Source organism: Fretibacter rubidus (assembly GCF_041429785.1).
GTDB lineage: Bacteria > Pseudomonadota > Alphaproteobacteria > Caulobacterales > Maricaulaceae > Fretibacter > Fretibacter rubidus.
In genome coordinates this window covers 989,611-1,006,807 of sequence record NZ_CP163423.1, presented here as the reverse complement: position 1 = coordinate 1,006,807, position 17,197 = coordinate 989,611, and the positions used below count along the sequence as shown (strand labels likewise).

Below are 17,197 nucleotides of genomic sequence, written 5' to 3'. Positions count from 1 at the left end.
CTAGGCCTCCAACAACACATCTGTCCAAAGCTCGGACGGGTCGGGCTCTGGGCTCTCTAGGCTGAAGTCAGCGGCGTCTGTGACAATCTCTTTAATCTCTTTATCGATGACTTTCAGGCTGTCCGTATCGGCCCATCCCTCATCTATCAAGCGCGCTTTGACCATATCAATCGGGTCGCGCTCTGAGCGGGTCTTGGTGACCTCGTCCCGTGTGCGGTATTTGGCCGGATCAGACATAGAGTGACCGCGGTAACGATAGGTCTTCATCTCTAAAATCATCGGGCCTTTACCGTCGCGAGCATGTTTAATCGCTTTTTTGGCGGCGTCACGCACGGCTAGGACATTCATGCCGTCAACTTGGATACCTTGGATTTCAAAACTAATGCCGCGCTTGTGCAGTTCAGTCTCGGCCGATGACCGCTCAACCGATGTGCCCATGGCGTATTGATTATTTTCAATCACAAAAACAACGGGCAAATCCCAGAGTTTCGCCATGTTAAAGGTCTCGTAGACCTGACCTTGATTAGAGGCCCCGTCCCCAAAGAAGGCGAGGCTCACCGCGCCGTTATCAAGGTACTTATTCGCAAAACCAAGGCCCGCGCCGAGTGGCACTTGCGCGCCAACAATACCGTGACCGCCGTAAAACTTTTTCTCAGTGGAAAACATATGCATGGAGCCGCCTTTACCGCGCGAATATCCACCCGAACGTCCGGTCAGCTCTGCCATAACGCCGCGGCTTTCCATTCCGCACGCCAGCATATGGCCGTGATCGCGGTAACCCGTAATCATCTGATCCCCATCAATCATGCCTGCGCGGCACCCCGTCACAACAGCCTCTTGTCCAATATAAAGATGACAGAAACCTGCAATTTGCCCCATACCGTAAAGCTGCCCCGCCTTTTCTTCAAAGCGGCGGATAAGAAGCATGTCGCGGTAGAATTGCAACATCTCGGCTTTTGTTGTTTTCAGGAGTTTGGTTTTTTTCGCAGCCACTATGACACCCTCATTATTTCATATGCAAAGCAAATAGGATAAATACAGATCCAATAGAGCGTTTCTAGGGCGTTGGGTCAAGCCAAATCGTATAGTCGTTCGGATGTGAAACAAATAGAGTTTCGCGTGACTGTTGGTCAAGTGCGTCAAGGTCCAAGTTTTGCGCGGCTAAGCTGTCCGCGCGGGCTTGCAAAGCGTCACGCTCCGCTTCTAATCGCTCTAAAACGGCAGTATTGCGCGTTATGTCGGCCTCGTAATCCACCCACCGCATCAAGCCTTGGTTACCCGACAAAGCATGAAAAGCGAGGTAGAAATAGAAGATAAATAACGCCATCATGGGCCATTTGCGCCGCATAAATGGGCCCAAGCCGCGGGCAAAGGCGGCAAGCGACGCCCCAAAACGGCGAAAATGTTGCGTATATACCATTCATACTTCCCTAAACCCTTATGGTTAGCAGTGTGTAAAGACACGCGATTCTCCGTGGAAAAATGGGATGATTATGCCAATTGATATATGGATAGCCTTTGCCCTTTTGGCCCTAACCTTTCTTATCACGCCAGGGGTCAGTCATATTTTGATGCTCTCTAATTCCCTCACCTACGGCCCGCGCCGCGCTATGGCGACGGGATTGGGGGATTTATCCGCTAATGCACTGCAAATGCTGGCGGCGGGATTGGGCATGGCAGCTGTGATTGCAAAGGCGCCCAATGCTTTTACGGCGGTGAAATGGGTTGGCGTGGCCTATCTTGTTTATCTCGGGGTCAAAATGATGCGCACAGCCAATTTTGCTCCGTCTGTTACGACAGAAACAGTGTCGCGCGGGGCGCTTTTTCGCCAAGGGTTTGTGACATCAGGGTCCAACCCTAAAGCGATTATGTTTTTTGCCGCGTTGTTTCCGCAGTTTATTAGCGCTGATTTACCGTTCTGGCCGCAGCAACTGATTCTGATGCTGACTTATCTTGTGTTTGACGGCGCGTTTCTCGCCTTTTACGGCATCAGCGCAGGGGCCATTTCAAAGCGTCTATCAGACAGTAGTATGCGTTGGGTAAACATCATCAGCGGCGCGATGATCATCATCGGTGCGGTAATTTTAGCCTTTAAAACAGCGACTTAGGCGAAAATCGCGAGGATAAAGAACAACAATGTACCCACGCTGAGGGCGACCAATGTCTTGCGGCGGTATGCGCGCGCCAGTAGCCCTACAAATACTCCGCCAAAGACAACACCCAGCAGACCAATTGCGACGAGTTTTTGATAGGTCTTGAACAGCTTTGGCCCGTGACCTTTGTGAAGTTCAATCATAGAGCCTTGGAAATCAGGGCTCACGCGGAAGGCCGTCAAGCCGTCGGGCGTTTGATTAAATTCGATGTAAGTGCGGCTCGTTGGGCGCAGGTGAATTTTGCTCGCCCCGCGTTTTGAAATATAGCCAAATTTGTGATCAATATTGGCAGACGCCAAAAGGTTTCGCACATCGGTTTCAAGGGTTGGGCTATTAAAATCAAGCGACGCAGCCGCTGGCAAGTTCATGGGTTGGGCGTCAAACTTGCCCTTATTTCCAATAAGATAGAGCCCGCCAGAAATCGCTAAAAGCAAAAAGGCAGGCGCCAGAAACCCGGCAAAGAGCAGATGCAGATTAATCAGGTTTTTACGAAGCTTTGGGTTTTCCACGGCGTAGTCCTCTTGAATATGACCCCATGAGTGAGTCTTATCCACGCCAATAAACATCTTGCGAATGATTTGCAAGTGCCGTTTAAGGCGACTGTTATTACGATAGCTTAGCCCCTACGGCAGGACAGAACGTCCCGCGTAATGTGCCATTTCACCTAGCTGTTCTTCAATACGCAGAAGCTGGTTATATTTCGCCAACCGGTCTGATCGCGCGAGAGACCCTGTTTTGATTTGCCCGCAATTGGTCGCCACGGCGAGGTCCGCAATAGTGTAATCCGCCGTCTCGCCAGACCGGTGGCTCATCACGGCGGTAAAGCCCGCGCGGTGTGCCAGATCTACGGCGTCGAGCGTCTCGGATAGAGTGCCAATTTGGTTAACCTTCACAAGGATGGAATTGGCCACACCTGTATTGATGCCTTTAGATAGGCGTTTTGGGTTGGTCACAAACAAATCATCACCGACCAATTGGCATTTATGGCCAATGCGGTCTGTTAAAGCGGCCCAACCGTCCCAATCGTCTTCGGCCATACCGTCTTCAATAGAGATAATCGGGAAACGATTTACAAGGTCTTCAAGGTAATCAACAAAGCCGTCAGAAGAAAGCACTTTGCCTTCCCCTTTCATGTCATATTTGCCGTCTCTGTAAAACTCGGTCGAGGCCACATCCATCGCCAGATAGACATCCTCGCCCGGCGTGTAGCCAGCCGCCTCAATGGCCGCCATTATATACTCAAGCGCCACCACGGATGAGGCAAGATTGGGCGCAAAGCCGCCTTCGTCGCCGACATTCGTATTATGACCATCCGCTTTAAGCTTTGCTTTCAATGCATGGAAAATTTCTGCACCACAGCGTAGGGCTTCGCGGAAGCTATTGGCCCCTACAGGCATAATCATAAATTCTTGGACATCGATGGGGTTATCAGCATGTTCACCGCCGTTGATGATATTCATCATCGGCACAGGTAAGACATGCGCATTGGCCCCACCAACATAACGGTAAAGCGGCACGCCTTGGCTATCAGCAACAGCCTTTGCCAGCGCCAGAGACACGCCGAGCATAGCATTAGCACCCAAGCGACCTTTGTTTTCTGTGCCGTCCAGATCAATCAGGATTTGGTCAATACCGCGCTGGTTTTCAGCATCTAAGCCGTAAAGCGTATCAGCGATTTCCGTATTGACGTTTGAAATGGCTTTCATCACGCCCTTACCGAGGTAACGGGCTTTGTCGCCATCGCGCAATTCGACCGCTTCATGCGCGCCTGTGGATGCACCACTTGGTACCGCTGCACGACCAAAAGCCCCATCAGAGAGGCTAATATCAACTTCGAGTGTTGGATTACCGCGACTATCCAGGATTTCCCGGGCGAAAATTGTTTCAATCTCGACCATAGGGGCCTCCCGAATTGTCTGTAACGCTTAAATCTAGTCTTTTGGTGTCAGAACCTGACGGCCACGATATGTGCCGGATTTAAGGTCGATGTGATGTTGACGACGCAACTCACCGCTTGTTTTGTCTTCGACGTAATTCACAGCCGTTAGGGCATCATGCGCGCGGCGTTGGCCACGGCGCGAGTTCGAGATTTTACTCTTTGGGACAGCCATCATAGCCTCCATAATAAAGATAAAACGGCCCAAGGGGTTCAGGCCGTGTGATTTGAGCGGGCAATAGCGGATTTGACGCGGCCTTTCAAGCGGTGTTTTCACGCCTATTGATGCAAAGAGCCGTGAAAATTCAGCTATTCAAGTTAGAGGCAACAATCGATGGAGGAAACCGCCTTGTTTTTACCCATTTTTAGGGGCCATTAACCTAAACTGCATAGATTTGATACACAGGCTACTATAGCCGCGAATGAATAGGATAATTGCTTCTGCGACATGCCGATTACAGCGTGTTTTTCAAACACCTCCTTCTGTGCTCTGCTGCGGCGGGCCTAACGTCCTGTGCCGTTGGCTCTAAACTCTCTGATATTATTGCCAAAGATAAGGCAAAAACATCGGATCCGTCGCAAGTCGTCACGCCGCATCTGGTTAATTCTGGTTATTACAAGACGCAAAAACCCATCGAATCATCTGCGCCAGACAATTCAACCACAAACCACAGTCCATTAAGCTCGCTCCCGCCCGCCCCTAGCTTGCGCCAGCTTAGGCCCAATCCAGACGTACCTGCCGCAAGTTTGGATTTACCGCCTGGACCCTTTCCGGTCGCTATGGCGGAAGCGGATGAGGCCAAACCGCCTTTTGCACCATTGCCAGAACCAGCTTCGCCTTTTCCATATGACAGCGAATATGAGTTTGCGCCCTTAACGCAAGATATAGATCAGCCTCCCGCCGGTGATTATCCCATCGCATTAGCGCGTGCAAAGCCGGCGACGCCGCGATATCTGCCCATAAAAACTGTCCGCTCATCACCCAAGCTAGAGTTTAAATCGAACCTGCCCACGGCCCTTCGACTGGCGCCCGTGACCATCCTAGATGCCAAGGGTCCAGACACTGCGCCAGAACGCCCAAATGCCTTATCCCAAATCGACCCTGGCCTTGTTGAAAAAGGGCATTTCGACAGGCCCCTCATCGGCTATCAGGTCTTGAAAGATGCGGTTGCAGAGCCAATACGCGCAGGCACGCAAACCCTACGCCAAGCCATTGCAGAGAATTACAAGACTAATCCCAGCCTATCGGCAGAGCGCACCCGCCTGCAAGAAACAGACGAAAACTACATCCAAGCTCGCGCCCAAGGTCGCCCAAGCGCCAATGCCAGTGCAGAGCTTGATTACACCCTACGCCGCGTCCCCAGCCAATCACGTTTTGGCCCCGCAGGTTTTACCACCGAAAGCGGGCACCCGCGCGAGGCGTCTGTGCAGATTAGCCAACCCCTCTATCAAGGCGGGCGCATCAAGGCGTTAAAAGACCAAGCCAAATCCGGTATTTTAGCGGCGCGCGAACGGCTGCGCGATGCCGAACAATCCAATGCCTTATCAGCTGCCACAGTTTATACGGACCTGCTGCGTGACAGAGACATTGCCAACATCCGCCGCGAAGATTTGCGCATTGTTATGCGTCTTGAACAGGCCGCCAAGGACCGTTTCGAGACCGGCGTAGGAACGCGTACGGATATTTTCCAAGCAAAAACCCGTGTCGCCAATAGCGAAATAGCCCTCGCAGAATCTGAAGCCCAATTAGCGATCACGCTCGCTAATTATGACCGTATTATCGGCTATCCCCCGCTCAACATCGCCCCAATTCCAGCGTTGAATTTGCCAGAGACTTTGGACGAGGCCTTAAAAATTGCGCACAATAATAATCCACGGTTTCGCGCGTTAGTGCGTGATTTCAACGCCTCTTTTGCGGCTATCAAAGTCGCTGACGCACTCGGCAGTCCGACGGTGGCTTTGACAGGTACGGCCGAAGCAGAGCGCGGACAACTGACGGGGCTAGACAGACGCGACGCGGTGGCCCTCGCCCTGCAAATCAATGTGCCGTTTTATTCAGGCGGTGCGAATAAATCCCGCAAACGCGAAGCCGTGGCCGTCAAAGACCGTATTTATTACGAGGTGCTAGAGACTGAGCGCGCTGTGGAGCAAATCATGGCCGAGCTTTGGGCTGCCAATATTGCCGCACAGCAAAGCTACGCCCAATCTCAAGCCCAAACGCGTTTTGCACAAACCGCCTATGAGGGCGTAAAAGACGAACAACTGTTTGGGCAACGCGATATTTTAGATGTGCTGAACGCCCAGGCAGAGCTACAAAACGCGAAAGCTCAAGAAGCGGTCGCCGCGCGCAATATTCATATCACAGCCTTTCGACTACTGAATACGATGGGCGTTTTTGATGCCTATCACCTCGGCCTGCCCGTCGCGATTTATGATTATGCAGATTACCTTGATGATATCGCCAAGCTTAAATATACAAAGCGCGATGCCAAGACCGTGATTGAAGATTGGGTTGAGCCCGTTTTGGACAGCGAGTATCCAACAGCACCGCCGTTTTAAATCAAACCTAGCTCCATTTGGGCTTATCCTTCACCCGCTTTGCCCCCGCGGGATTTTGCTTTTTCCTCGGCGCGGTGCTTCTCCACAATTTCACGGTAATTGGGTTGGTCGTCATAGCCGCCGCGTGATGAGAAAAAGGTGATGCCCATAAAAAGGAACGCGCTGAGGAAGGCCAAGATAACCCCAATTGTATGGGCGATATAACCGTGACGCGTAATCACATTATCGTCTGAGAAATCAAAAAAGATAAAATAGATACTCGCTGGAATAACAAAAATAAGCGAGATGAACACAACGCGTTTTGCGTTACGTTTGGCGGCATTAATTTTATCAGCTTTCTTGGTCACATACTCTCTCTATCACAATTTATATTTGTTCCATATTTTCATTTGATGTTTTGGAGACGCCCCTAACCCTCATCTCGCCTTACTTTGCCCCGCAAGGCTTTCACTTCTTTACGGCGTTCATTCTTTTTCTTGTTACGGCGCACGGAGCTCATAGACGGACGCGTCGGGCGGCGTTTGGGTTCGATGTAAAGGGCCGCAATCAAGAGCTCTTTTAAACGCTCTAGCGCCTCGTCTTTATTGCGCTCTTGCGTGCGGTGGTTTTGGGCTTTGATAACAATGATGCCGTCTTTGGTAATCCGTTTGTCAGAATAAGCTATTATGCGCGCTTTATGCCCGCCCAAAAGTGTTTCTGAATTTGCTACATCAAAGCGCAAGTGAATGGCGCTGCTGACTTTATTAACGTTCTGCCCGCCCGGCCCCTGCGCGCGTATCGCCGACAGCTCAATCTCGGCCATCGGAATTTTAACGCGGGGTTTGACGGATAAAAACTCCACGGCTTATTGAATAGATAAGGCTGGACTTGATTTTGACAGATCGTCAAAGCGCTTAATGTCGTTTAGCAGCGCCTCAAATTGATCCATGGGAATCATGTTCGGGCCGTCACTCGGGGCATTATCGGGATCAGGATGCGTTTCCATGAATATCGCAGCCACACCGATAGAGGCGGCCGCGCGCGCCAGATGCGGAACAAATTCCCGCTGCCCGCCCGATGTGCCGCCTTGACCGCCGGGTTGTTGCACAGAATGCGTCGCGTCAAAGACAACTGGCGCACCGAAGCCTTTCATAATCGGAAGGCCGCGAAAATCTGTGACCAATGTGTTATAGCCAAAGCTTGCCCCGCGTTCGCAGGCCATGACGTTGCCGTTACCGGCTTCCACGACCTTCGCGAGAACGTTTTTCATATCCCACGGTGCAAGGAACTGGCCCTTTTTGACATTAATAGCTTTGCCCGTTTTGGCCGCCGCGACCAGAAGGTCCGTCTGACGACAGAGGAAAGCCGGGATTTGCAAAATGTCCACGACCTCGCCCACGATCTTGGCTTGTTCTGCCGTATGGGTATCGGTCAAGACAGGCAGGCCAATCTCCGTTTGGATTTCTTTGAAAATATCCATCGCCGCGTCGAGCCCAATGCCGCGCGCGCTATGAATAGAGGTGCGGTTGGCTTTGTCATAACTGGATTTATAAACGATATTGATGCCCGTCCGCGCACCGATGCCCTTTAGGCGTTCAGCCGTCATCAGCGCATGATCACGGGACTCCATTGCGCAAGGGCCCGCAAAAATGGTCAACGGCAATGCATTACCGATTTTATAATGCCCACCCGAAGGCAGGGGCAGAGTGATCACAGAATTTTGTTGGGTCATGGCCATATCCTTTAATTAACGCCGCTTTACCATGGGCGGCAAAAAAATACAGGGTCTAAAACAGCACATAATTGGCGTTATCTACGCTTGAAACGTTGCCGCTCGCGCCTATAGTTACGCCGTAATGACGGGCAAACTGTGCCCGATTGGAGAGAGTTATGGCCGCCGCATCAGTACTTGACTTAATTGGTAACACGCCGCTTCTGCGCCTGAATGAGGCGTCAAAGCTGACGGGCTGTGAAATACTCGGCAAAGCTGAATTTTTAAATCCGGGTCAATCGGTCAAAGACCGCGCAGCGCTGGAGATTATTCGCGCGGCGGAACGCAGCGGCGAGCTCAAGCCCGGAGGCGTGGTCGTCGAAGGGACAGCCGGTAATACGGGTATCGGACTGGCCATGGTGTGTTCAGCCCTTGGTTACCGCTGTAAAATCATTATGCCGCGCACGCAGTCCCAAGAAAAAAAAGATGCGATTAAGCTGCTGGGCGCGGAACTTATCGAGGTGGACGCCGTGCCGTATGCCAACCCCAAAAACTATGTGCGCTATTCCGAAGAGGTCGCCAAAAATACCAAAGACGGCGTTTGGGCCAATCAATTTGATAATACAGCCAATCGCGATGCCCATATCAAAACCACGGGACCAGAGATTTTTGAACAAACCCAAGGCAAGGTCGACGGATTTGTTTGCGCGGTCGGCTCTGGCGGGACGATTGGCGGCGTGTCTATGGCGCTAAAGGCGCGCAACCCGAAAATCATGATTGGCTTGGCGGATCCTTACGGCTCAAAACTTTATGATTATTACCAAAACGGCGAACTAAAGTCCGAAGGTAATTCCGTCACGGAGGGCATTGGCCAAGGGCGCATCACCAAAAACCTTGAAGGGGTCGTGATTGACCGTAGTTATAAAATTGATGACCGAGAGGCCTTAGAGATTGTCTTTGCGCTGAACCAGCTAGAAGGCATCTGCCTTGGCGGCTCATCTGGGATCAATATTGCAGGCGCCATTCATCTCGCGCGCGAGCTAGGCCCCGGCCATACGATTGTGACAATCCTGTGTGATTACGGGCAGCGCTACCAAAGCAAGATTTACAATCCAGAGTTCCTGCGTGAAAAAGGCCTGCCGGTCCCGAGTTGGATATGCTAGCTACCGAGACATCATCAGACGCGCCGCTTTTAGTAGACGCCGCTTGGCTTGCGGACACCATAGGCCGTGTCATTCCGATTGACGGAACATGGTCGATGCCAAACGATACAGCCAGCTTGCCAAACGGGTTTATCCCGGGGTCGCGCGTTTTTGATTTAGACACCGTCGCGACGCCTCACCCAACGCTTAATCATATGCTGCCAGATGCGAAAACCTTCGCCCAAACCGTAGGCGATATGGGTGTGAGTGCGGAAGACCATGTGGTCGTCTATGACCGCCATGGTGTGTTCTCAAGCCCGCGCCTGTGGTGGACCTTTAAGATGTTCGGCCATGCCAAAGTCAGTGTTCTGAACGGCGGCTTGCCCGCGTGGATAGCCGCCGGGCATAGCGTCGAGAAAGCCGTAACGGATGGCAAAGCGGTGACATATGTCCCGTCAAAACCACTTGCCAAAGTCGTGAGCAAAGCCGAGGTCTTGGCCGCGCTTGGCACTGACGCCCAAATCATCGATGCTCGCCCACCGGGGCGCTTTGACGCCACATCGCCTGAGCCGCGCGCAGAATTACGCGGCGGTCATATGCCAGGCGCGAACAATGTGCCCTTTGGCTCACTACGCACCGCTGACAGCCATTTCAAAGACATTGAAGCCTTGATAGAGGCCTTCGCAAGCGTTGACCCTGACGCGCCTATTATCACCTCTTGCGGCTCTGGCATTACGGCGGCGGGACTGGCCTTTGTGCTAGCGATGTTGGGCGCAGATGACGTCTCCGTTTATGACGGCAGTTGGGCGGAATGGGGCGCGGATAGTGACGTACCGATTGTGGGGTCTTAAGATGAAAAACGATACGCAGCGCGAGACATTATTCACCCATATAGGACGTCCCGCCTTAGGCGAAGGCACGCCCGTAAACCCCGATATCACGCGCGCTTCGACCCTATTATTTGACCGCGCGGAAGACCTTTATACGACGAAAAAGCGCAGCTATGGCCGTCACGGCAGCGGCGTGCATGACGCGCTAAAAGAGGCGTTTAAGCTGCTGGAGGGCGGGGCGGGCACCAGCCTTGCGCCGAGCGGTCTGGCCGCTTGCACGCTGCCGATACTGGCCAATGTCAAAGCGGGTGATCATGTACTGCTAACGGATAGTAGCTACGGTCCGACGCGCTATTTCTGCCAAGGGTATCTGAGTAAAATGGGCGTTAAAACGACGCTGTATGATCCGCATATTGGGACGGGCATTGACGCTCTTATCCAAGATAATACCAGCGTGATTATTCTTAAATCGCCTGGTTCCTTGACCTTTGAAGTTCAAGACATTCCTGCGATTACCAAAGTCGCTAAAGCGCGCGGCGTGACGACCATAATCGATAACACATGGTCAGGCGGCATCACGCTTAACCCGCTAGCGCTTGGCGTGGATATCTCTTGCCATGCCGCAACAAAATATTTTGGCGGACATAGTGACGTTATGTTTGGTGCGACCGTGTCAGCAACACAGGCCATGGCCGACAAGGTTTCGGATACGGCCAAATATCTGGGCTATGCCAGTTCGCCCGATGATGCCTATCAAATCCTGCGCGGATTTCGCACGGTCATGCAGCGCTTTCGGCACTCCGAAAGCTCTGCGTTGCAACTCGCGACATGGCTATCAGACCAGCCGCAAGTCGCGCGCGTGTTGCACCCTGCCCTGCCAGAGCATCCTGATCACAGCTTGTGGAAACGCGATTTCACAGGGGGTGCGTGCCTCTTTGGCGTGGTGTTAAATCCCACGTCACCTCGCAAAGTCGAAGCCTTTATCAATGCACTGCAACTCTTTGGGATTGGCTATAGCTACGGCGGATATGAGAGCCTTGCGATACAATGCGACCCACAATTAAAGCGGGTTCACGGCGCTTACGGGGCCAAGAAATTTGACGGCCCGCTCGTGCGCTTTGCTTGCGGGTTAGAGGCAGCCGATGACCTGCAAGCCGACATCGCCCAAGCCCTTCATGTTTTATGAGCCGCGCCGCCGCAGCGTCAAAACGGCCGTGGTATAAAATGAAACGCGTCTGGTTTTTAATCATTATTGCATTGTGTATTGCGGCGCTTAACGCCTGTTCTTCGACGCGCGTTTTGATGCAAACCGCAGATAATAAACCCAGTGCCAAGCGCACGGCCGCCCCAGCCATTGATGTTAGCACCTTTGATACCGCCGCCGTAAAGCAAGCGCTGCAGACAGAAGTTTACGGCCCTATCCCGTCCTTGGGGACTGTCACTATATCCGACCGCCGCGTGATAAATGAGTCCGTGCTGAACGGTCTTGCCACCTTAGAAGAACTGACGCTCACCGTTGCGCCTGATTTTGGCGATGGCCCCCAAAGTGAGGACAGCTTTATCATGGTACTGCTGTCCCCTAATGACGCTGACGGCCCCGTGCCTGTTATTATGATGGAAACCTTCTGCCCCAATCACGACACCATTCCCCTGCCTGGTATTACTAAACCCACGGGTGATTATTTCAGCTGTGACGGCGACGGTATGATGAGTAGCGTTTTTGGCTTTTTTTTCGGGCGTTATATTACCACCCCGCCCATAGAGGACATCCTTGGTCGCGGCTACGCGCTGGCCACGACCTATAGCAGCAGCTATGTGCCTGACCGCGCCTCTACTGCCTTGCCGCTACTACGCGGGCGATATAACAATGCGCGCGCCATTGGCATGTGGGCGTATCAGTTTTCGGCTATGTCGCATGCGCTTAAATCTGATGTGCGTTTTAATAAAACCGTTGCCTACGGCCATTCACGATACGGGAAATCAGCCCTCTTTGCTGCCGCTTTTGATGACACAATCGACGGCGTCATTGCCCATCAGTCGGGTACGGGCGGCGCGTCATTATCCAAAGGCAAACCCGGCGAAACCGTCGCGCAAATCACGGAAGGCTATCCGCATTGGTTTACAGCAAGTTATACTGAGGACACCCTGACCATTGACCAACACCATTTGCTCGCCCTCATCGCGCCGCGTCCAATCCTGCTCGGCAATGCGCGGCGTGATGTTTGGTCAGACCCCGAAGGCGCGTTCCTTGCCGCAAAAGCCGCGACCCCTGTTTACAAGGCCAAAGGCGGCAAAGGCCTGAGCGCGACGAAACTTGGTGATTTCAAACCCGCTGATTCTATTGCTTATTGGATTCGCCCTGGCACCCACGGCGTCGTCAAAGAAGACTGGCCCGGGTTTCTCGCATTTATGGACGCGCATTTTGGAGATTAATTCTGCGAGGTTTCGCCGATATTATTTAACTGTCACTTCCAAATTCATCTTTGGATGAATGGCGCATTGCACATTATATATGCCTGGCGTGTCAAACGTCACAACAGCCTGTTCGCCCTCGTCCATAGACCCTGAATCAAATTCAAGTGCCTCTGAGTCGATAAAAGCGTGATGCAGAAAAATATCATCATTGACAATTTTCAAACTTTCGCCCGTTTTAATATCAATCTTGCCGGGTGCATAGGTTCGGTTTTTTTGGGAAATAACATGCTCAGTTTTTGACTGCGCTAAAACGCCAATTGGATAGAAAATTGCTGCCACTAACAGCGCCTTTGGCCAAATTGATAGAGATGTCTTTTTCTTTGCGGTGTGTGTCATGGCTCAAGGGTTACTCTGTTGACGTTGAGATTGCATTAAAGCCGGCAAAACAATGCGAACGACTGTGCCGTGTCCAACTTTTGATCGAATAAAAATTCGACCCTTATGCGGCGTTAGAATTTGTTTAACGATAGACAGCCCCAATCCCACGCCGTCATATTTGCGCGTGAAACCACTATCGACCTGAACAAACGGTTCCATGATGCGGTCTAAATCAGCTTTGTCGATGCCAATACCGCTGTCGATGACATCTAAACACACAGCATTCTTATCGTTTGTGGTAAGGGCCACCCGAACGCGGCCATTGTCACGGTTATATTTTATCGCATTCGATAGAAGATTCAGTAAAAGCTGCTGCAACCGTAATTCGTCCCCATAAACAGGAATAGGCTGAACTGGGGCTTTCCATAGCAATTGCACATTATTTTTTTCAGCCTCGCTGGCGATTGTTTTCATGCAGAAATTGACAACATCCGCCATTTCAACAGGCTTCAAATCCATATTTAAATTATCCGCCGCATTCCCATCGGCAACGCTAAGCACGTCTTTTACAATATTCAGAAGATGTGCGCCGCTTTGGGAAATCAAGCCCGCCATTTCAGCATGATCAGGATGCTTTCCTTCTTGGTCATAATGGCTTTTGATAATATCAGAAAACCCAATCACGGCGTTAAGAGGTGTCCGTAATTCGTGGCTCATCGCGGCTAGAAATAATGTTTTGGCCTTATCAGCAGCTTCAGCAGCTTCTTTGGCTTCTAGTAAGTTTTGCGACCGGATTTTGGCTTCTGTTATGTCGCTCCAGATGAATAATCGTCCGCCTTCTTGTGTCTTGGACGCTGACACGCGGGCCCAACGACCGTCATTGAACTTAATTTCACGGCGCTCACTGTTAAACTGGCATGGCTCATTCAGCGGTGCGCCGGTTTCATCAAAATAGTTGCTAAAGGGCCGTTGGATAAGATCAAAGTCAGCAAGCGCGGGAAACATCTGACCAATTTGGGGGTTGGACACAATGATGACACCGCCTGTATCGGTCAGCAAAATCGCGTCACGTGAGTTTGTCACGGAATCAGATAAACGGTGTTGAGCCAAAGCCCGTAAGTTTTGTTCTTGGCCCATACGGTCACGAATATTGCGCTGCATGGATGACATTGTTTTGAGTAAGACACCCGTTTCGTCATCACCCCCTGGTGGAATATCAACATTGAAATCGCCCGCAGAAATCTTACGCGCCGCAGCCGCAGCCGCTTTTAACGGCGCAATAATCGTCACAGAAATCCACGCAGAAAGTAATAAAGTAAGGGTCAAAGCCGCTATACCCGCCCAAAGGTTGTACTTTTTAATCTCGTCCATACGCGCAATGGCCGCTTCGCGGGCGAGGAAGCTTTGGCCCGTTTGTAACTCCACAATAATGTCTAGTTGCTGCTCTATTATGTCAGCATGGGTTTGCGCTTTCGTGATTGATGCAGCACTCACAGTGCTACCTGCGGGCAGCATAATCTGTTCCCATTGGGCGAGCTCTGTCTCAATAACTTTGAAAAACGGCACCGCTTTGGGTGCGATAGAACGGTCTTGGCTGACCTTTAGATCAGCCTTAAACCGTGACAGCAGCGGCGTAATAGACGCAGGGTCAATGGTTTGCTGCTCGGCACCCGTTTGCAACTGTTCGATAACGTCAATCTCAAGCTGACTAAACACTTGCCCCGCAGAGCGCGCAAAATTAATCGCCATTAGAGGACGGTCAAATGTATCCTCCACTACAGCCCCAGCATTACTGGTCGACACATAGGCGTAGCCGCCCAAGCCCAAAATAATCATAGCCATCGCGAGAAAGCCAAAAAACAATTTGGCTTTTACTGAGATCAGAACTTTGAAAATATTGCCGATCATGGGGCCTAACGCGACCGTCCCACAACATCATCATGCATCGGCGCTAGGATTGCCAGAAGCTGATTTTGAGTTCGAAACGGCACATTATTATCCCGCATTGCTTTTTGCATATTTTCGACCAGCGCATTAAAATGCATCGAATTAAGGTTCAATCCGCGGTGAGAGCGTTCCATGGTTTGACCTGAGTATTCACAGGGCCCATCTGTCAAATCGCAAATTTGCTCGATCAACAGGGTCTCGACCCGTTTCACATTAGAATTATCAAAGGTATGGGCGATACGCGAATCAGATAGCGTGTAATCCAAAGTGCCTTGAACGATTTTTGTAACACCTTGATTGCCGCCAAGCATGTCATAAAGCGTTGACGACGACGCGGTTGGCGACATTGTCTGGCACCCGCTTATCACCGCAACAGTGGTCATAAGAACCACAAATTTAACCGTCGATTTAAGACCATATTTCATTTTAGAAGCCCACTTGAATTGAGCCGTAGACACCGCTTTGCTTACCCTGCAAAGCGACCTCTCCGACATCGACATAGGCCGCAGTTAGGGACAGATTTTTGTTGGGGAAATAAGCGATATAGGCCGCCTTTGCGTCTTGTTCTTTGGCAAACCCAAGATTATCGGGCTTTGTGCGGTAATCTGCCCCAAGCACAACATTACGCGATACCATATAGGCAGCCGACCCTTCAAACTGGACGGCGTAATCGTCATTCTGATCCCCGCCAAAGCCCAATAACCCCATCTGATTGGCCTTTGTCCCGCGCAAGGTCGCGCTCAGTAGTAAGTTTTTATCAAGTAACAGCTTGGTCGCAGACACATAAACATCGAGTCCGTCATCATCCTTTGCGCCTAATGCACCAAGCAAAGCAGGATCAGATGCTTTTTTATATTGCGCCCCGACCGAAATTTGCGGCGTCCAGCGGTCTTGATCATAGACGGCGTCACCGACAACACGGACCTTGGCTCCAATGATGTCTTGCTCAAAGCTATATCCACGGCGCAGACCCAGAGCGGGGCCCGTATCGCCCGTATCAAATTTTTGCTTAGCATAAGAAAATTCGACCCGGTTGCTTATCCCAGTGGATGCGCCGATTGACTCCAGGGTGAAATCTGGAAGGTCTGCACGTGTGTAGAACGCGTTAGCCCCATATGACCCTTCGGTCCCATAGCCAGTAATCAAAGCCCAAGGCGCTAATCCCGCACCGCCCGCGCCTTCGACTTGCGAAACCCCGCCTGTCGCAAGCAAACGCCCGCTATCAGCCGCATCAAAAGCAGCACAGGATGACAAACCCATCACCGTAATAGATATAAGTGCAATAACTCTCAAAACCGTATCATCCATCCCACACTTTAAAGGGTCAAAGTACGGGAGCTTTGTTAAAATATCTTTGAAATCTGCAGCTGTTATAACCTGTGGTGAATCCAAGGTTAATTGCAATGAGGGGAAGCATCGCGACTGACTGAGAATGCATCAAGAGGCGAGGAAGGAGCGTAGCGACTGACCGGGAATGTCTTATGAGGCGAGGAAGGAGCGTAGCGACTAACCGGGAATGTTTCAGGAGGCGCCCCCCTAATGGACCTCTATCCAGACCGCAGACATGGCGTGTCTCTTTTCCGGGTTCAAAAAACCTACCGCCCTCGCTGCGCTCTCGCGGTTTTTTGATGACAAGAGGCGAGGAAGGAGCGTAGCGACTGACCGGGAATGTAAAAAGACCCAGACCCAGCAGGACTCGAACCTGCAACCTGCCGCTTAGAAGGCGGCTGCTCTATCCAGTTGAGCTATAGGTCCTCGGGGTGTTCAAGGATTAGGGCGCGTCCCTAATCTATCCTTATTAATGTGTCCAAGGATGTTTACGGTCATAAGCGAAATTTTCCGCATAGCTGCGGCTAACACGTTTGGTCACTTTGGGTTTTTCCACGCGGTGCGGGATATTATTGGCTTTCGCATAGGCCACTGCATCTTCGACCGTATCAAACTCAAGCTCTAGCTGACTGAGTGTATTGGTTGAACGCGTTGTCCCCGTTAGCGGGTCAATCACAAGCGGTCTTTTGTTGTCAAATTCAATCACCCATTTATGCGTATTGGCGCGACCCGATGTGGTCGTCGATGGAGCTGGTTGATAGATACGGGCAAACATGAGCAACCTTATCGTGAAATCATTACGAGCCGCTTAGTAGAAC

At 51.5% G+C, this 17,197-nt stretch carries 19 protein-coding genes and 1 tRNA gene; 6 read left to right on the top strand and 14 right to left on the bottom strand.

The annotated features are described in order from the left end of the window. Entirely contained in the window at positions 1 to 948 is a 948-nt protein-coding gene (gene pdhA / locus AB6B37_RS04790) for a pyruvate dehydrogenase (acetyl-transferring) E1 component subunit alpha (protein ID WP_371398411.1), read from the bottom strand. Between the two features lie 109 nt (positions 949 to 1,057). Then, positions 1,058 to 1,420, bottom strand: a complete 363-nt coding sequence (locus tag AB6B37_RS04785; protein WP_371397756.1) for a septum formation initiator family protein — start codon at positions 1,418 to 1,420, stop codon at positions 1,058 to 1,060. 73 nt (positions 1,421 to 1,493) lie between these two features. On the opposite strand from AB6B37_RS04785, the gene AB6B37_RS04780 reads away from it, so the two are divergent. Next, positions 1,494 to 2,108, top strand: coding sequence for a LysE family translocator (locus AB6B37_RS04780; protein ID WP_371397755.1), 615 nt, complete (start codon positions 1,494 to 1,496; stop codon positions 2,106 to 2,108). On the opposite strand, the gene AB6B37_RS04775 is transcribed toward AB6B37_RS04780, so the two are convergent. The 3 genes from AB6B37_RS04775 to rpmF form a co-directional block, all read right to left on the bottom strand. Continuing rightward, positions 2,105 to 2,707: a hypothetical protein gene (locus AB6B37_RS04775; RefSeq protein WP_371397754.1), complete on the bottom strand. Its 603-nt coding sequence runs from the start codon at positions 2,705 to 2,707 to the stop codon at positions 2,105 to 2,107. The two genes, AB6B37_RS04780 and AB6B37_RS04775, sit on opposite strands and share 4 nt — an antisense overlap. 69 nt (positions 2,708 to 2,776) lie before the next feature. Next, positions 2,777 to 4,051, bottom strand: a complete 1,275-nt coding sequence (gene eno / locus AB6B37_RS04770) for a phosphopyruvate hydratase (protein WP_371397753.1) — start codon at positions 4,049 to 4,051, stop codon at positions 2,777 to 2,779. 33 nt (positions 4,052 to 4,084) lie between these two features. Continuing rightward, a complete protein-coding gene (gene rpmF / locus AB6B37_RS04765) occupies positions 4,085 to 4,264 on the bottom strand; it encodes a 50S ribosomal protein L32 (RefSeq protein ID WP_371398410.1) in 180 nt (59 codons plus the stop codon). 260 nt (positions 4,265 to 4,524) lie between these two features. Here rpmF and AB6B37_RS04760 point away from each other — a divergent pair, with 260 nt between their 5' ends. Beyond that, on the top strand, positions 4,525 to 6,648 hold the full coding sequence (locus tag AB6B37_RS04760; RefSeq protein WP_371397752.1) for a TolC family protein: 2,124 nt from the start codon (positions 4,525 to 4,527) through the stop codon (positions 6,646 to 6,648). Positions 6,649 to 6,671: 23 nt separating this feature from the next. Here AB6B37_RS04760 and AB6B37_RS04755 read toward each other — a convergent pair whose 3' ends face one another. The 3 genes from AB6B37_RS04755 to kdsA form a co-directional block, all read right to left on the bottom strand. After that, positions 6,672 to 6,995 carry a hypothetical protein gene (locus tag AB6B37_RS04755; RefSeq protein WP_371397751.1) on the bottom strand — a complete coding sequence of 108 codons (324 nt, stop codon included), beginning with the start codon at positions 6,993 to 6,995 and terminating at the stop codon, positions 6,672 to 6,674. 62 nt (positions 6,996 to 7,057) lie between these two features. Next, complete coding sequence (gene arfB, locus AB6B37_RS04750) at positions 7,058 to 7,489, bottom strand: alternative ribosome rescue aminoacyl-tRNA hydrolase ArfB (RefSeq protein ID WP_371397750.1); 432 nt, start codon at positions 7,487 to 7,489, stop codon at positions 7,058 to 7,060. Between the two features lie 3 nt (positions 7,490 to 7,492). Beyond that, complete coding sequence (gene kdsA / locus AB6B37_RS04745) at positions 7,493 to 8,359, bottom strand: 3-deoxy-8-phosphooctulonate synthase (protein WP_371397749.1); 867 nt, start codon at positions 8,357 to 8,359, stop codon at positions 7,493 to 7,495. Between the two features lie 158 nt (positions 8,360 to 8,517). Between kdsA and AB6B37_RS04740 the strand changes: the two genes are divergently transcribed. The 4 genes from AB6B37_RS04740 to AB6B37_RS04725 are packed head-to-tail and all read left to right on the top strand — an operon-like array spanning position 8,518 to position 12,743. Continuing rightward, positions 8,518 to 9,501 (top strand): cysteine synthase A, encoded by a 984-nt coding sequence (locus tag AB6B37_RS04740; protein WP_371397748.1) that lies wholly within the window; start codon positions 8,518 to 8,520, stop codon positions 9,499 to 9,501. Then, positions 9,495 to 10,331 carry a sulfurtransferase gene (locus tag AB6B37_RS04735; protein ID WP_371397747.1) on the top strand — a complete coding sequence of 279 codons (837 nt, stop codon included), beginning with the start codon at positions 9,495 to 9,497 and terminating at the stop codon, positions 10,329 to 10,331. The genes AB6B37_RS04740 and AB6B37_RS04735 overlap by 7 nt, the downstream gene beginning before the upstream one ends. 1 nt (position 10,332) lies before the next feature. After that, the gene (gene metC / locus AB6B37_RS04730) at positions 10,333 to 11,496 is read left to right on the top strand and encodes a cystathionine beta-lyase (protein ID WP_371397746.1); all 1,164 of its coding nucleotides are present in this window, start codon (positions 10,333 to 10,335) and stop codon (positions 11,494 to 11,496) included. Further along, the gene (locus AB6B37_RS04725) at positions 11,493 to 12,743 is read left to right on the top strand and encodes a hypothetical protein (RefSeq protein WP_371397745.1); all 1,251 of its coding nucleotides are present in this window, start codon (positions 11,493 to 11,495) and stop codon (positions 12,741 to 12,743) included. The genes metC and AB6B37_RS04725 overlap by 4 nt, the downstream gene beginning before the upstream one ends. A gap of 21 nt (positions 12,744 to 12,764) precedes the next feature. On the opposite strand, the gene AB6B37_RS04720 is transcribed toward AB6B37_RS04725, so the two are convergent. From AB6B37_RS04720 to AB6B37_RS04695, 6 genes are all read right to left on the bottom strand, one after another. After that, complete coding sequence (locus AB6B37_RS04720) at positions 12,765 to 13,064, bottom strand: plastocyanin/azurin family copper-binding protein (RefSeq protein ID WP_371397744.1); 300 nt, start codon at positions 13,062 to 13,064, stop codon at positions 12,765 to 12,767. 60 nt (positions 13,065 to 13,124) lie between these two features. Next, positions 13,125 to 15,011: an ATP-binding protein gene (locus AB6B37_RS04715; RefSeq protein ID WP_371397743.1), complete on the bottom strand. Its 1,887-nt coding sequence runs from the start codon at positions 15,009 to 15,011 to the stop codon at positions 13,125 to 13,127. A 5-nt stretch (positions 15,012 to 15,016) separates the two neighbouring features. Then, complete coding sequence (locus tag AB6B37_RS04710) at positions 15,017 to 15,475, bottom strand: group 1 truncated hemoglobin (protein WP_371397742.1); 459 nt, start codon at positions 15,473 to 15,475, stop codon at positions 15,017 to 15,019. Position 15,476: 1 nt separating this feature from the next. Then, entirely contained in the window at positions 15,477 to 16,358 is an 882-nt protein-coding gene (locus AB6B37_RS04705; protein WP_371397741.1) for a DUF3034 family protein, read from the bottom strand. 373 nt (positions 16,359 to 16,731) lie between these two features. Further along, a tRNA-Arg gene (locus tag AB6B37_RS04700) sits at positions 16,732 to 16,805 on the bottom strand. Positions 16,806 to 16,848: 43 nt separating this feature from the next. After that, positions 16,849 to 17,154 carry an ETC complex I subunit gene (locus AB6B37_RS04695; protein ID WP_371397740.1) on the bottom strand — a complete coding sequence of 102 codons (306 nt, stop codon included), beginning with the start codon at positions 17,152 to 17,154 and terminating at the stop codon, positions 16,849 to 16,851. Positions 17,155 to 17,197: the final 43 nt, after the last annotated feature.

Excerpts from the sequence above, each read along its gene's own strand:
- rpmF (WP_371398410.1), bottom strand. The coding sequence starts at position 4,264 with ATGGCTGTCCCAAAGAGTAAAATCTCGAACTCGCGCCGTGGCCAACGC.
- AB6B37_RS04710 (WP_371397742.1), bottom strand. The coding sequence starts at position 15,475 with ATGAAATATGGTCTTAAATCGACGGTTAAATTTGTGGTTCTTATGACC.
- AB6B37_RS04695 (WP_371397740.1), bottom strand. The coding sequence starts at position 17,154 with ATGTTTGCCCGTATCTATCAACCAGCTCCATCGACGACCACATCGGGT.
- eno (WP_371397753.1), bottom strand. The coding sequence starts at position 4,051 with ATGGTCGAGATTGAAACAATTTTCGCCCGGGAAATCCTGGATAGTCGC.
- AB6B37_RS04705 (WP_371397741.1), bottom strand. The coding sequence starts at position 16,358 with ATGGATGATACGGTTTTGAGAGTTATTGCACTTATATCTATTACGGTG.
- metC (WP_371397746.1), top strand. The coding sequence starts at position 10,333 with ATGAAAAACGATACGCAGCGCGAGACATTATTCACCCATATAGGACGT.
- AB6B37_RS04780 (WP_371397755.1), top strand. The coding sequence starts at position 1,494 with ATGCCAATTGATATATGGATAGCCTTTGCCCTTTTGGCCCTAACCTTT.
- AB6B37_RS04715 (WP_371397743.1), bottom strand. The coding sequence starts at position 15,011 with ATGATCGGCAATATTTTCAAAGTTCTGATCTCAGTAAAAGCCAAATTG.
- kdsA (WP_371397749.1), bottom strand. The coding sequence starts at position 8,359 with ATGACCCAACAAAATTCTGTGATCACTCTGCCCCTGCCTTCGGGTGGG.
- AB6B37_RS04785 (WP_371397756.1), bottom strand. The coding sequence starts at position 1,420 with ATGGTATATACGCAACATTTTCGCCGTTTTGGGGCGTCGCTTGCCGCC.
- AB6B37_RS04725 (WP_371397745.1), top strand. The coding sequence starts at position 11,493 with ATGAGCCGCGCCGCCGCAGCGTCAAAACGGCCGTGGTATAAAATGAAA.
- pdhA (WP_371398411.1), bottom strand. The coding sequence starts at position 948 with ATGTTGCAATTCTACCGCGACATGCTTCTTATCCGCCGCTTTGAAGAA.
- AB6B37_RS04740 (WP_371397748.1), top strand. The coding sequence starts at position 8,518 with ATGGCCGCCGCATCAGTACTTGACTTAATTGGTAACACGCCGCTTCTG.
- AB6B37_RS04735 (WP_371397747.1), top strand. The coding sequence starts at position 9,495 with ATGCTAGCTACCGAGACATCATCAGACGCGCCGCTTTTAGTAGACGCC.